The organism is Pigmentiphaga aceris (assembly GCF_008119665.1).
Taxonomy (GTDB): domain Bacteria; phylum Pseudomonadota; class Gammaproteobacteria; order Burkholderiales; family Burkholderiaceae_B; genus Pigmentiphaga; species Pigmentiphaga aceris.
The window spans coordinates 81,416-94,472 of sequence record NZ_CP043046.1 but is presented as its reverse complement, the minus strand read 5'-3'; the positions used below and the strand labels follow the sequence as shown (position 1 = coordinate 94,472).

General features: G+C 63.7%; 10 protein-coding genes. 3 read left to right on the top strand and 7 right to left on the bottom strand.

What is annotated here, in order from left to right; genetic code table 11:
* Positions 1–56 precede the first annotated feature (56 nt).
* Together FXN63_RS00415 and ggt are read right to left on the bottom strand one after the other, a co-directional pair.
* Positions 57–626: an NADPH-dependent FMN reductase gene (locus FXN63_RS00415; protein ID WP_148811788.1), complete on the bottom strand. Its 570-nt coding sequence runs from the start codon at positions 624–626 to the stop codon at positions 57–59.
* Between the two features lie 175 nt (positions 627–801).
* A complete protein-coding gene (gene ggt / locus FXN63_RS00410; protein ID WP_425468713.1) occupies positions 802–2,595 on the bottom strand; it encodes a gamma-glutamyltransferase in 1,794 nt (597 codons plus the stop codon).
* A 350-nt stretch (positions 2,596–2,945) separates the two neighbouring features.
* Here ggt and FXN63_RS00405 point away from each other — a divergent pair, with 350 nt between their 5' ends.
* The gene (locus FXN63_RS00405; protein ID WP_187395047.1) at positions 2,946–4,637 is read left to right on the top strand and encodes a methyl-accepting chemotaxis protein; all 1,692 of its coding nucleotides are present in this window, start codon (positions 2,946–2,948) and stop codon (positions 4,635–4,637) included.
* 18 nt (positions 4,638–4,655) lie between these two features.
* Here the strand turns inward: FXN63_RS00405 and FXN63_RS00400 are convergent, their stop codons facing one another.
* A complete protein-coding gene (locus FXN63_RS00400; protein ID WP_148811784.1) occupies positions 4,656–5,420 on the bottom strand; it encodes a class I SAM-dependent methyltransferase in 765 nt (254 codons plus the stop codon).
* Between the two features lie 199 nt (positions 5,421–5,619).
* On the opposite strand from FXN63_RS00400, the gene FXN63_RS00395 reads away from it, so the two are divergent.
* Positions 5,620–6,399, top strand: coding sequence for a helix-turn-helix transcriptional regulator (locus FXN63_RS00395; RefSeq protein WP_148811782.1), 780 nt, complete (start codon positions 5,620–5,622; stop codon positions 6,397–6,399).
* Between the two features lie 154 nt (positions 6,400–6,553).
* Positions 6,554–7,342: a tellurite resistance TerB family protein gene (locus FXN63_RS00390; protein WP_148811780.1), complete on the top strand. Its 789-nt coding sequence runs from the start codon at positions 6,554–6,556 to the stop codon at positions 7,340–7,342.
* A gap of 51 nt (positions 7,343–7,393) precedes the next feature.
* Here FXN63_RS00390 and FXN63_RS00385 read toward each other — a convergent pair whose 3' ends face one another.
* The 4 genes from FXN63_RS00385 to FXN63_RS00370 form a co-directional block, all read right to left on the bottom strand.
* Positions 7,394–8,134 carry a GntR family transcriptional regulator gene (locus tag FXN63_RS00385; protein WP_148811778.1) on the bottom strand — a complete coding sequence of 247 codons (741 nt, stop codon included), beginning with the start codon at positions 8,132–8,134 and terminating at the stop codon, positions 7,394–7,396.
* Between the two features lie 84 nt (positions 8,135–8,218).
* Entirely contained in the window at positions 8,219–9,634 is a 1,416-nt protein-coding gene (locus tag FXN63_RS00380; protein ID WP_148811776.1) for an amidase family protein, read from the bottom strand.
* A gap of 41 nt (positions 9,635–9,675) precedes the next feature.
* Entirely contained in the window at positions 9,676–11,205 is a 1,530-nt protein-coding gene (locus FXN63_RS00375) for a M81 family metallopeptidase (protein ID WP_148811774.1), read from the bottom strand.
* A gap of 88 nt (positions 11,206–11,293) precedes the next feature.
* Positions 11,294–13,000, bottom strand: a complete 1,707-nt coding sequence (locus FXN63_RS00370; RefSeq protein WP_148811772.1) for an ABC transporter ATP-binding protein — start codon at positions 12,998–13,000, stop codon at positions 11,294–11,296.
* Between the last annotated feature and the right edge of the window lie 57 nt (positions 13,001–13,057).

The window sequence follows — 13,057 nt, the reverse complement described above, 5'->3', positions numbered from 1 at the left end:
TTTTTATTGCACGATAAGTGATCAACACATGCCGGATGTGTTGATCCGGGACGCACTCAGTGCGAGTGCCCCATGCCCACATGCTTGCTCACGAAGGACACGTAGCGGTCCACGTAAGCCTGCAGGAACTTCACCGTGTCGGGGTTGCTGACCTTGCCTTCTGCATCGAAGAAACCTTCCTTGGCTTGCAGGAACATCTCGGGCTGACCCAGCGATTCCACATCCAGGTACGACAGCACATTGCGCAGGTGTTGCTGCGCCAGTGCGGTACCGATGGCACCCACCGAGATACCGACCACACCGGCAGGTTTGCCGCCCCACGAATTCTTGCCCCACGGGCGCGATGCCCAGTCGATGGCATTCTTCAACACACCAGGGATCGACCGGTTGTATTCGGGCGTGACGAACAGCAGTGCCTGCGACGCTTCCACCTGTTGCTTCAGGCGCGTGGCCGGCGCAGGGAAGTTGCCATCGAGGTCCTGGTTGTACAGCGGCAGGTCATCGATCTGCACGAAGTCGAAGGTCCACTCCTTGGGTGCCAGCGCGACCAGCGCGTGCGCCAGTTTCAGGTTCAGGGAATCCTTGCGCAGGCTACCAACGACTACCGCGACTTTCACTTGGGACATGGTGTACCTCCTGGTTGGATGGTCGAAGAACATGATCGGCAAAATCGATCGAGAAAACCACGTTAGCAGATGAATACCGCGCATGGCCCGACCAGAAGCATCTTGCTACGCAGCCAATCGGGCCTGGCTTCCAAACCCCGGTGTCGGCTCCTAAACTCGGCTTGCCATCCTTGCTTCATTCCCCCATCACCACGCCTTCCCGACGCGGGTCGGCACCACCGTACCAGCCACTACCGCGCCGTTCGATGGCTTGTAATCCGCTGGTCATCTCGGTCTCGCGCACGTCCTGTCCGCGCGCTTTCAGGGCGTCTACGGTTGCAGCGGGGAAGCGTCCGGCTTCCAATATCATCGGGCCGCCCACGGTGCCGAAATTGGGCAGATCAATGGCACGCTGGGCGTCCAGTTGCCAGTTCAATGCCCCGTACAAGGTCTTGGCCGTGAAGTGGATGATCAGCGCGCCGCCTGGGCTGCCGGCGCTCATCAGCAGCTTGCCGCTGGCACGGTCGAATACCAGCGTCGGCGCCATCGACGAGCGCGGGCGCTTGCCCGGCTCGACACGGTTGGCCACCGGCCGACCTTGCGCGTCGGTGGGCGTGAAGCTGAAGTCGGTCAGCTCGTTGTTCAACATGAAGCCGCGCACCATCAGGTGCGAACCGAAGGCACCTTCAATGGTGGTGGTCATGGCAATCGCGTTGCCGGCAGCATCGACGATGCTGATGTGCGAGGTGCCATATTCGGGCTGATCCGGCATGGGGGCGTATGACACGGCGGCCGGTGCCGGGGTGCCCGCCTTGGCGGTACCCATGCTGTGTCGCATGATGAGACGGGCACGTTCGTCCAGATAAGCGGGTGCCAGCAGGGTGCTCCAACTACCGCCGGGTGCCTGCACGAAGTCCGGGTCGCCCACGTATTGGGCGCGATCGGCGAAGGCCAGGCGTGATGCCTCGGCGTAGTTATGCAACCAGTCGGCCGACGGCAGGCCGTCCTGCAGGGGTAGCGCCGTGGCATCGGTGCGCGCCACAATGCCCAGGATCTGCCCGATGGCAATGGCACCGGAACTTGGCGGCGGAAATCCGCAGATGCGGGTATCGGCCGCTGGCGCACGGTAATCGTGGCACAACGCCTCGCGCTGACGTGGCACGTAGTTCGCCAGGTCAGCCAGCGTCATGCGCCCCGGGTTGGTCGGGTGGTTGCGTACCTTGTCGACAATGGCCTGGGCTACCTCACCTTGCAGCAGGCCACGTGAGCCTTGCTTGGCGATCAGGCTCAGCACCGTGGCCAGCTCGGGATTGCGCAGCGTGTCGCCAGCCTGCAAGGGCGTGCCGTCGGTGCGATAGAAATACGCAGCCGCCACCGCATCTTTCTTCAGATCGGCGTCGTTCTTGATGGCGCTTGCCAGACGTGGGCTGACCGTGAAGCCGCCGCGTGCCAGTTTGATGGCGGGTTCGAACAGATCTGCCCACGGCAACTTACCGTGTTCGCGATGGGCCACTTCAAGCATGGCGACGGCACCCGGCACACCTACCGAGCGCCCGCCAATTACCGCCTCTTTGAAGGGAATGGGCTTGCCATCCGGGCCCAGGAACAACTGAGGATCTACCGCGACAGGCGCAGTCTCACGGCCGTCGAAGGCGCTGACATGCTGCCCGTCGTAATGCAGCAGGAATGCGCCACCGCCAATGCCGCTGGACTGCGGCTCGACCAGCGCCAACACCATCTGCACGGCAATCGCCGCATCGACCGCGCTACCCCCCGCCTTCAGCACCCGATAGCCGGCTTCGGTGGCAAGCGGATTGGCCGCAGCCACCGCAAAACGCTGCGTCGCCCAGCCGGGTTTGGGGGTGTAGCCAGACGCCCCTTCGGGCTGCACGGGCAAGGCGCTTTGCTGCGGCGTGGATGTGCAGCCCCACAGGGTCAAGGACAGGGTTGCAACCAGCAGCGCACGCTTGATGGGCGTGCTGCGATCGATGCGCAGGGCACGCACCTTGGAAGGTGTGATGACGGGTGTCGCAGAGGGTGTCGTAGCGCAAGTCACAGGCGGTCTCCTGGGCATGACGCAATCTGCCGGACCACCCGTGCTCGGGTCATGCCGGTGGCGTTCAGCCGGTAGCGTTGTCCGGTTGTCTTGGTCCGGTGTTTTTATGATCGCATCGACTGGGCCGACCCGGGTCGATAGTCGCGATCTTGCCAGCCAAACGCCAATGCTTCCTCTTTTTTCGCATGCCGTTACCTCGCGCGGTGCCAGCACGCAGCCAAGTCATGCCAAGCGGCTTGACCCAGGTCAACGCTTGCCGACAAGCAAGCCGCAAGAATGGTCACATGCACCTATCTTCCCTCCCCCTGAAGGCGCGTCTGGGTCTGAGCTACGCCGCCCTTATCTGTTTCGTGTTGCTGGTGTCGCTGCTTGCACTCAAGCATTTTGCCGATGCCAACCAACGTTTTTCCGACTACCTGGACGGTGCCGAACGACGTGCAACACTGGTCACGCAGATTCAGGCTTCAGCCGAGCAGCGTGCCATCGCAGTGCTCAATCTGCTGCTGGTGCAACAACCCGCTGAGCGCGCGCGCGAACAGGTGTTGATGAATGTCGCGCACGATCAAATGGCGGCGCGACTGAAAGCCTTGCAAGGCACCCTGAACGCGCCTGATGTGACCGATACCCAGCGCGCCGGTTTTGCCCGCATTGCTGCGGTAGAGCAGCGTTACGGCAGCGTGCTGCAAGACATCGTGAAGCTGGCCATGGGAAGCGGCGCGGCAGCATCAAACACTCGCTTGGCGCGTGCTGATGATCCGGTCGCGGAAAAAGCCGTGGCGCTGATGGACAGCCAAAGCGCGCCCCTGCTGCGCGAACTCACTGCCGAAATTCATGCTTATCTGAACGAAGCCCGCACACGGGCAATGGCCCAGGTGGCCACGGCCGAGGCCGACTATCAACATCAGCGCAAACTGTTCATCGGCATCTGCATTGCCGTTGCCATGTTTGCGGCCGCACTGGGTACCTTGATCGTGCGGGGCCTGGGCCGGGCGCTGGGAGCCGAACCGCAGTTGCTGTCCACCGCCGCACAACGGGTCGCAGACGGGGACCTGCGCGATGTTGCCGATGCCGACGCAGGTGCACCAGGCAGTGTGCAGGCCTCGCTGGTGATGATGCGGGGCAACCTGGCAACGCTGATTGGTCAGGTCGGCCGCTCGGTGCGTGTCATGGCCCGTTCTGGCCAGGCCTTATCCAGCAGCAGCGAACAGATCAATGCCGCCACGCTGTCGAGCAAACAGGAACTCGACCGTGTCGCCATCGCGATGGCCCGCATGGCCGAATCGGTCCAGGATGTCGCGCGCAATTCGGGCGAAGCTGCGCGTGCAGTGTCAGCCGCCGATGAACAGGCGCAATCGGGCGTGCGTCTGGCCGACCGCGCAGTCGAAGGCATGCAGCGTCTGTCAGCCGATGTGGCGCAAGCTGCCGATGCCATGACACGCCTGCAAAGTGACAGCGAGAACATCGGCATGGTGCTCGACGTGATCCGCGAAGTGGCGGGCCGCATTAACCTGCTGTCCTTGAATGCCGCCATCGAAGCCGCCCGCGCAGGCGATGCCGGCAATGGCTTCACCATCGTCGCCGAAGAGGTCCGCCGCCTGGCCCAGCGCACCCAGGAAGCCACACAGGAAATCGGCGGACTGATCGGTGACTTGCAACGCACCGCCGACAACGCCACGCGCCAGATGCTTGGCTGCGCAAACACCACCGACGGCACCACGCAGGACGTGCATGAAGCCGTGCAGGCCGTGCATGCGCTGACGACCACGGTGGGAGAAATCCGCCGCATGAACCAGCAGATTGCCACTGCCGCCGACGCGCAGAACACGGTCGCCGACGAGATCGGCAAAAGTGTGCAGGCGGTGCTGGAATCGGCCGGGCGATCTGCCAGCGCCGCGCGCCAGACCGCATCGGCCGGGGCGGAACTGGCAAGCCAGGGTAGTGAACTGCAAATGCAGATCGGACGCTTCCAAGTCTGAGCAGAAAGCGTCCGCCGATCAACCGCGTTTGCGCGCCTCGATCCAGGCGGTGTCGCTGCTGAACGAGCCGTCTTCACCGACGGCGAAATACGCCTTGGCTTCGATCGGCAAGGCCTTGAACACCGCCGTCAGCGCCGCCACGCGTTCCGGCGGGGTGTTGATGCGCTTGATCCAGCTGCCGAACTCCAGCGGCAGCTTCCAGGTGTCGTGGTTTTCCACCGCAATGCCTGCGGCCTCCAGCATGGCTGTCCATTCCGAAACGCGGTAATTGCGCACGTGAGACGCATCGCGCAGGATTTCGATGGTTTGCAGCACCGTGTCGTACAGCGGCGTTTCCGGGGCGATCACGTCAATGATGATCAACGGACAGCCGGGCTTGAGCACCCGCGCCATCTCGGCCACCGACGCACCCATGTCCAACCAATGGTGGGCAGAAAAACGCGTCACCACCATATCGAAACTGGCGCTGTCGAACGGCAAAGATTCCGCCGGCCCCTGACGCGTGACCAGTTGTGCAGCGCCCCGGTCACGGGCCGCTGCCTCGACCACCGCCAGCATCTGCGGCGACAGGTCATAGGCCGTGACCGCACCCGCACCGCCGGCCGCCACCGCAAAGCTCGCATGACCCGCACCACAGCCCAGGTCCAGCACATTGGCAGGGCGCAGCGTGCGCACCAGCTCGGTCAGACGTTGCAGGTCGGCACCTTGGGCATGTACGGCGCTGCTGAGGTAGTTGGCGGCAGTGCTGCCGAATTGGGCATCCACCAAGGTTTTCTGGTCCATCTCGATTCCGTGAGTAGTAGTCGTGGGGGGAACGCCATCAGGGGGAAAATCTTCAGGCGAAACACAGCGTAGGCGGCTTGTAATTCTGGAACAAGACAAGTTCTTATCCTGGTATATATCCCACCAGGGTGAGCATGATGGGGCGTGTCCTGCGCTGCTGCTGCGTCACCCCCACTTCCCGACACCGCCTTCCATCGCCATGACCGATCACACCCTGGGCCAGTTCATCCGCAAACATCGCGAACGCCTGTTGCCACAGGACGTGGGTCTGCCCGCGCTCGGCCGCCGTCGCACGCCTGGCCTGCGACGCGAAGAGCTGGCGCAACTCTGCGGGGTAAGTCCCACCTGGCTGACCTGGATCGAACAAGGCCGACCGGTCACCGCATCCACCGACATGCTGGCTCGACTGACCGATGCGCTGCGACTGAGCGCCGCTGAACGGCAGTACCTGTTCGCGCTTGCCGGCCGTGTCGACCCCGCAGGTGCCGCCGATAACCGCAGCCAGCACGCAGACGCCCAGGCAATCATCGCGCACCTGCTCACCCCTGCCTACGTGCTGGATCGCGCCTGGAACGCGGTGGCCTGGAATCCCGCGGCGGCAGATCTGTTCGTCGGCTGGCTGGATGCCGCCAGCACGCCCCTGCCCAACCTGCTGCGCTACACCTTCCTGTGCCCGGCTGCGCGCCACCTGATCGCGCCCTGGGAAGAACGCGCTCGCCGTCTGGTTGCCGAATTCCGCAACGATTGCGGCCGTCATGCCGCCGACCCCGATATTCGTGATCTGGTTGCCGAACTCAGTCACGCAGACCCAACCTTCGCCCGCTTCTGGCAGAACTACGACGTAGTACCCCGCGAAGGGGGCCGACGCGACTTCCTGCACCCGACCAAAGGGCCGCTGCGCTTTATGCAGACCACTTGGCAAGCTGCCACGCAGCGCGACTTGAAGCTGGTGGTGCTGGTGGCCGAACCAGATGCGTAATCGCCAGCGCCCACGCTGGAATGCATCCACAGCAGGGATTCAACGAACATCCCAGTCGCCACGCAAAATTAGTTGTGAATCCTGTAACAACGAACAGAACTTACTGCAAGCTGAATAGTCCATACTGTTCTTTTATTTGCTGTACGGAGTCACCTTGAGCGCACGCAATCTACTGGACCAACTTCTGCAATCCGGCAAAAACCTGCTGAACGAAGGCGCATCACGCGCCGGCACCAGCGGCGGTGCGGGCTCGCTGTTGTCTGGACTGGGCGGCAATCTCGGCAAACTCACTGGCGGCCAAGGAGGCGGGGGCCTCGGCGGCATGTTGGGGAGCGTCGGGGGCGCGCTTGGCAACATGGGCGGTGTCGGGAAGGGCGCGCTGGGTGCTGGCGCGCTCGGGCTGCTGCTGAGCAGCAAACAAGCCCGCAAGATCGGCGGGTCGGTCGCCCTGTACGGTGGCATGGCAGCGCTGGGGGCGCTTGCCTACAAAGCCTACGGCGACTGGCAGAAGCAACAGACTGCACCCGGCACCGCCCCGGCGGAAGCACCGCGCACATTGGATCGCCTGCCTGCGCCCGAAGCCGAAGTGCATAGCAAGGCCGTTCTCATGGCCATGATCGGCGCGGCCAAGGCCGACGGTCACATCGACGCCAACGAGCAGGAAGCCATCCGAGGCGAACTTGCCAAGGTCACCGACAACGCGGAAGACCGCGCGTGGCTGGAAGCCGAAATCAGCCGTCCGCTGGACCCCGCCGCCATCGCGCGTGCGGCAACGACGCCCGAGATGGCTGCCGAGATGTACTTGGCCAGCCTGCTGGTAGTAGACGAAGAAGCCTTCATGGAACGCGCGTATCTGGACGAGCTGGCCCGCCAGCTGAAACTGGACCCAGGCCTGAAGCAACAGCTGGAGCAAAACCTGAAGGCCAACGTTCAGCCTGTCTGAACACGCGGGTGGCTGCACCGCAACAGCGGTTGCAGCCACCTGGCCAAGCGGTCAGGTCGCCTTGCGTGGCCCCCGCGTCTTGCGTGGCGCGGCCTGAACAGCTGCCGCCGCGCTCGCGGCGGCTTCTTGCGCCAACCACGCCGACAGGCGGTGCCCTTCAGACTCGTTATGCTGCCAGGCAGCTTCGGCAGCAGCCGTGGCATTGCCAGCCAGCAACGCATCCATCATCGGGCGATGTTGCTCGATGATGTCCTCGGGGCCATCGGCCACGAAGGAATTGCTGGTCAGGATGTACAGCCGCACCTGCTGCTCGACCAGTTGATACTGGCGCTGCAGACGCGAATGCCCCACCAGGTCGATGATGGTCCGATGCAGCGCAAAATCCGCTTCACTGATCGCTTCCATGTTGCCGGTCGCACAGGCCGCCAACAGCTTGTCGTAGGCCTTGCGGATACCGTTTTTCACCGCCGGATCGGTGCTCTGCGCTGCCAGCTTGGCAGCCAGGCTTTCCAGGCTGCCGCGCAAGGTCCACAGTTCCCACACGTCATTGGCCGACAGCTCGGCCACCTGCCAGCCGGTGTAGGGAATCTGCACCACGATGCCTTCGCTGGCAAGACGATGCAAGGCCGTGCGCAAGGTGGCGCGGGCGACACCCATCTGCTCCGCAAGCGCGATTTCGGTCAGACGGGCTCCCGGCTTGAGAGAACCCGACAAAATGAAATCGCGCAGGCTACCCGTTGCCTGGGCCTCGGCGGACAGCTTGGAAACCGGCCGCAATTGCTGTGTCTTCATCGCGGTGGCATTCCTGATAGCGGCAAGAAAACAAAAGGGTTGCCATAGTAGCGTCTGCCGGCGTCGGCCCCCGTATCAGACGCGTTACCCCGCGTACGGATCAACCGGTTCAAGCGGCTTGCCGCGCGCCTCGATCAGTTCCCCCGCCGCCAGGCACAAGTCCTCCCGGAAGCGCCCCGCCACGATCTGCACACCCACGGGCGTACGCCCGACGAAACCGGTGCACAGGCTCAGCGCAGGCAGGCCGGTGATAGGCAAGGAAATCATCGGCATCTGCGCCTGCCAGACCCGTGTGTAGGCCTCCGGGCCTTGCAAGTCCAGGTCGTTGGCAAACGGCAGTTCACCGCAACTGGGCAACAAGACCACCGGGTAGGTTTCCAGGAACAGCAGCCAGGCCCGCGTGATTGCCAGGCGTCGTTGCAATGCCGCCGAGAAGTCCTGCAAGTTGGCCTCGCGGGCCAGTTCCGCCTGGCCTGCCAGCGCGGTGATCGCGCCCACATCGCCCTCCTCTTCTGCGGACTGCACCATCGCGTCGTAACCGTCGCCCATCCACAAGGTGATCTGCACCGCCATGCCGTCGCGCAGCGGCGGCAGGTTGTCGACCTCGTCCACGATCCAGCCGCCATCGCGCAGGCGTTCGGCCGATTCCAGCAAGGCCGCGCAGATTTCAGGTGCAGTCTCCAGTCCGTCGGGGCGCAGGCACATGGCTGCACGACGCGGCACGTCGGGGCCGATCAGGGGCATGGCCGTGGCCCACGGGTCGCGCACGTCCGGGCGGGCCATGGCGTGCAAGGCCAGGCGAATGTCATCCACGCTGCGGGCCAGCGGGCCAGATACGGCCATGATCTGGCCGCCAATGGGACGCTCGTAGGGCGCGGTGGCATTGAAGGCCGCCACGCGGCCGAAGGTGGGGCGCAGGCCATGTACGCCGCAGGCATAGGCCGGATAGCGGATCGACCCGGCAATGTCGGTGCCGTGCGCAATGTGGCCAAGCCCGGCAGCCACCGCAGACGCCGCGCCGCCCGACGAGCCACCCGGTGTCAAGGCCGCATCATGCGGGTTCAGCGTCGCACCGTGCAGCAGGTTGTTGCAGAACCAGCGGTAGCTGAAGGCGGGTGTGTTGGTGCGGCCCAGCAGCACCGCGTCGGCTTCCACCAGGCTGTCGACCACCGGGCTGTTGCGGGCGGCCACCAGGTCTTTCTGCGACTTCACGCCGTTGGTGGTGGCGTAACCCTTCTGATCGACATTGACCTTGATGGTGACCGGCACACCCGCCAGCGGGCCGACTGGCTCGCCGCGCGAGATTTTCTCGTCGATGGCGGCGGCCTGCGCCAGCACTTCCTCGGGCCGGCATTCGACCACGGCATTGATTTTCGGATTCACGGCGTCGATGCGCGCCAAGGCCGCTTGCGCCACGTCAGTGGCGGTGACCTTGTGGGCGTGAATCATGGCCGCGATCTTGCCGGCGGACAGACGCCAGAGTTCGGAATTCTCAGACATGCTTTTCCTTTGATGGGTGCTTGCTGACTATGGTTTGCGGACTAGTGTTTGCTGGCTTGCAGTTCGGCAAAAGTGGGGCCGCAGGGCGTCATGCGCAGATCCGGCGGCAGGCGTTTCCAATCCATGGTCGACGGGTCCATCGAAATGGCACCCGGCGACGTGCAAAACAGAATGTCGCGGGCGATGTCGACAAAATCGGCCCGGAAATGCAAAGTGCTCTTGACCACCAGAATGGCCTGATCGGCAGGCTCGATGCCCACAAAGCGGAACATCGCCTGGTCAGCCAACTGCGCCTTGTAGCTGGCCAGCACGATGCGCACGCCATCCAGCCGCAGGCAGGCGCTGGGGCCCAGGTCCATGTGGAAGCCGCCGTAGTACGGCCCGAAGGCGTCGAACTTGCCATCCGACACACATTCGACCAAGTAGTCGGCTACCAGCGGCGCATCACCCTCGGCCCCGGAATGACCGCCCAAGGCCAAGCGCACGGTGGCACCCGCGCCAGCGGCATGCACCAAGGCAGCGGCTGCCGGGTCAACGATCAAGCCCAGGGCGGCACGCTGCGCGCCCTGCGCAATCAGTTCTCGCAAGATGCCAGTGGTGTCCGACTGGCAACCTGCGCCGGGGTTGTCCTGGGTGTCGGCGATGACGACGGGACCACTTTCCGACGTGCGCTGTGCTGACAAGATAGCCATCGCTCGCGCCACCGCCGTGCGGGCGTCAGGCAACTCGCCTTTGAACGTGGGCTCTGCATCGATCACCGCTTGCGCCAGCACATCGACCGCCCGTTGCGCGGCCTCTTGCGTGCGGCCATGCGCCCACACCACCGGCCCGCACTCGGGGAAATCAGCCGCCGGAAAGCCCATGGTGAACGACACATGCACGATCTCGGGGTCTTGTTCCAGTTCCGCTAAACGCGCGTACAAAGCCTTGGCCGGCATCAGGTCGGTGCACTGCCACACGGTAGGCAACAGGAACGGAATACGGCGCGAGGCAGTGACCGGGCGTGGCATGCCATCGAACAAACGCTGCAATATCGCAAAAGTGCGACGGCCGGTTTCCGCCATGTCCACATGCGGATAGGTCCGATATGCCACCAGCACATCGGCGGTCTGCAACATGGCCTGCGTGGTGTTGGCATGCAGGTCGTAACTGCTGACCAGCAAGGTGTCGGGACCGATCAACGCGCGTACCCGTTGCAGCAGTTCGCCTTCACCGTCGTCTGCGTGCTCTGCCACCATCGCGCCATGCAGGTCCAGGTACACCGCATCGACCGGCAAGGCGGCCGCAATGTCTTCCAGAATCATGCCCGCGATGCGCTCATAGGCCTCGCGGGTAACGGCCGCCGACGGGCTGGCTGCGCACCAGACCGATGGAATCAGCTGATGTCCGTAGGGCGTGGCGGCTTCAATGAAACCAGCAGCCGGAATGTTCGAGCCGGCAATGGTGGCAAACACGGCATGCCCGCGCGACAGGCCGGGCCAGCCACCACCCAGCTCGAACGCGTGATAGTCAGCGGGCGCGGGTGCAAAGGTATTGGTTTCGTGCTGAAAGCCTGCAAAGACGATACGCATTGGGTGGCGAACAGTGGGTAGATAAACCAGCCATATCGGCCGGACATCAAATCAATAAAAATCCTGCTTTTACGATATGACCATTGAATCAGGGCGCGTGCGGCTCTGGCATGGCAGGAAACGAAGCCCCTGACAAGGCCGCCTCCGCCACCGGCCGGAAGTTCTGGAAATCCCAGTCTCGCCCGGGCGCAGCATCGATCAGCGCACGGGTGTATTCATGCTGCGGACTGCCTAGCACCGACATGGCATCGCCTGCCTCGACCACTTCCCCACGACGCATCACCACAATCGTGTTGCAGATCTGCGCGGCCACCCGCAAATCGTGCGTGATGAACAGAATGGCCACGCCGGTACGCTGACGAATCTCTTCCAACAGGTCCAGCACCTGTGCCTGTACCGACACGTCCAGTGCCGACACCGCCTCGTCGGCCACGAGCACATCGGGTTCCATCACCACCGCGCGCGCAATGCACAGGCGCTGACGCTGACCGCCCGAGAACTGGTGCGGATACCGCTGCATGGCGTCGGGCGTCATGCCCACCAGCACCAGTGCCTTAGCCACGGCGTCCAATGCCTCGGCACGCGAAGTGCCGAAGTTGATCAGTCCCTCAATCAGCGAGTCACCCACCGTACGGCGCGGGTTAAGCGAGCGGTATGGGTCCTGGAACACGAACTGCACGCGCTGGCGCATCTGCCGCATGTCGCGCGCGGGCAATTGCGCCAGGTCCTTGCGTTTGACCAGCACACTGCCGCCGGTGGGCTCGATCAGTTTCACCACGCAGCGCGCCACCGTCGATTTTCCCGACCCCGATTCCCCCACCACGCCCAGAATTTCGCCACGCCGGATCGAGAACGTCACGGCATTGGCTGCCACCACCCGACGGCCTTTGCCGAACATGCGTTTTTCTTCAAAGACCTTTTCCAGCTTCACCACGTCCAGCACGTGCTCGGCGTCAGGCAGCGCCCGGTGCCGGGGAATCAGGCTGGGCACGGACGACACCAGCATGCGGGTATAGGCTTCCGCAGGATTGGCCAGAATCGTCTCGCGCGTGCCGGTTTCCACCACCGCACCCCGGTTCATCACCACGATGCGATCGGCAATTTCGGACACCACGCCAAAGTCGTGGGTGATGAACACCACGGCGGTCTGCTGGTCCTGCTGCAACTCGCGGATCAGGGTCAGAATCTGCTTCTGGGTGGTCACGTCCAGGGCCGTGGTCGGCTCGTCGCAGATCAACACCCGTGGCTTCAGGATCAAGGCCATCGCAATCACAATGCGTTGGCGCTGCCCACCCGACAACTGATGCGGGAACGATGCGTAAATGCGTTCGATGTCGGGCAGGTGCACGGAAGCCAGCATGGCCAGCACCTGCTTGCGGCGCTCGGCGGCAGACAACGGCGTGTGCAGCCGCAGCACCTCATCAACCTGGTCACCCACACGTTGCACGGGGTTCAGGGCCGTCATCGGCTCCTGGAACACCATGGCCACTTTCGACGCCCGCAATTGCCGCAGCCGATGTTCCGTCGCGGTCAGCAGGTCTTCGTCATCGATCAGAATCTGGCCCGCTGTGGGCGTAAGCGACCCCTTGGGCAGCAAACCCATGATCGAGAACGAGGTCACCGATTTGCCAGAGCCGGACTCCCCGACAATGCACACCGTTTCACCGGGGTGCACGTCGAAGCTGATGTTGCCGACGACCTGGCGCATCGAGCCCCCCTGGCCCGCCTGAACCGTCAGGCCGCGCACCGACAATACTGGGGCAGACGATGCAGTTTTTTCGTGAGCAGTGCTCATGCGCGGCAGACTCCGGTAGCGGACACAGACATCGAATGCGGCTGAAAATGCAGACCA

Bases quoted from the DNA above. Each gene is read 5' to 3' on its own strand.
- FXN63_RS00415 (WP_148811788.1), bottom strand. From the start codon at position 626: ATGTCCCAAGTGAAAGTCGCGGTAGTCGTTGGTAGCCTGCGCAAGGAT.
- FXN63_RS00405 (WP_187395047.1), top strand. From the start codon at position 2,946: ATGCACCTATCTTCCCTCCCCCTGAAGGCGCGTCTGGGTCTGAGCTAC.
- FXN63_RS00400 (WP_148811784.1), bottom strand. From the start codon at position 5,420: ATGGACCAGAAAACCTTGGTGGATGCCCAATTCGGCAGCACTGCCGCC.
- FXN63_RS00395 (WP_148811782.1), top strand. From the start codon at position 5,620: ATGACCGATCACACCCTGGGCCAGTTCATCCGCAAACATCGCGAACGC.
- FXN63_RS00385 (WP_148811778.1), bottom strand. From the start codon at position 8,134: ATGAAGACACAGCAATTGCGGCCGGTTTCCAAGCTGTCCGCCGAGGCC.
- FXN63_RS00380 (WP_148811776.1), bottom strand. From the start codon at position 9,634: ATGTCTGAGAATTCCGAACTCTGGCGTCTGTCCGCCGGCAAGATCGCG.
- FXN63_RS00375 (WP_148811774.1), bottom strand. From the start codon at position 11,205: ATGCGTATCGTCTTTGCAGGCTTTCAGCACGAAACCAATACCTTTGCA.
- FXN63_RS00370 (WP_148811772.1), bottom strand. From the start codon at position 13,000: ATGAGCACTGCTCACGAAAAAACTGCATCGTCTGCCCCAGTATTGTCG.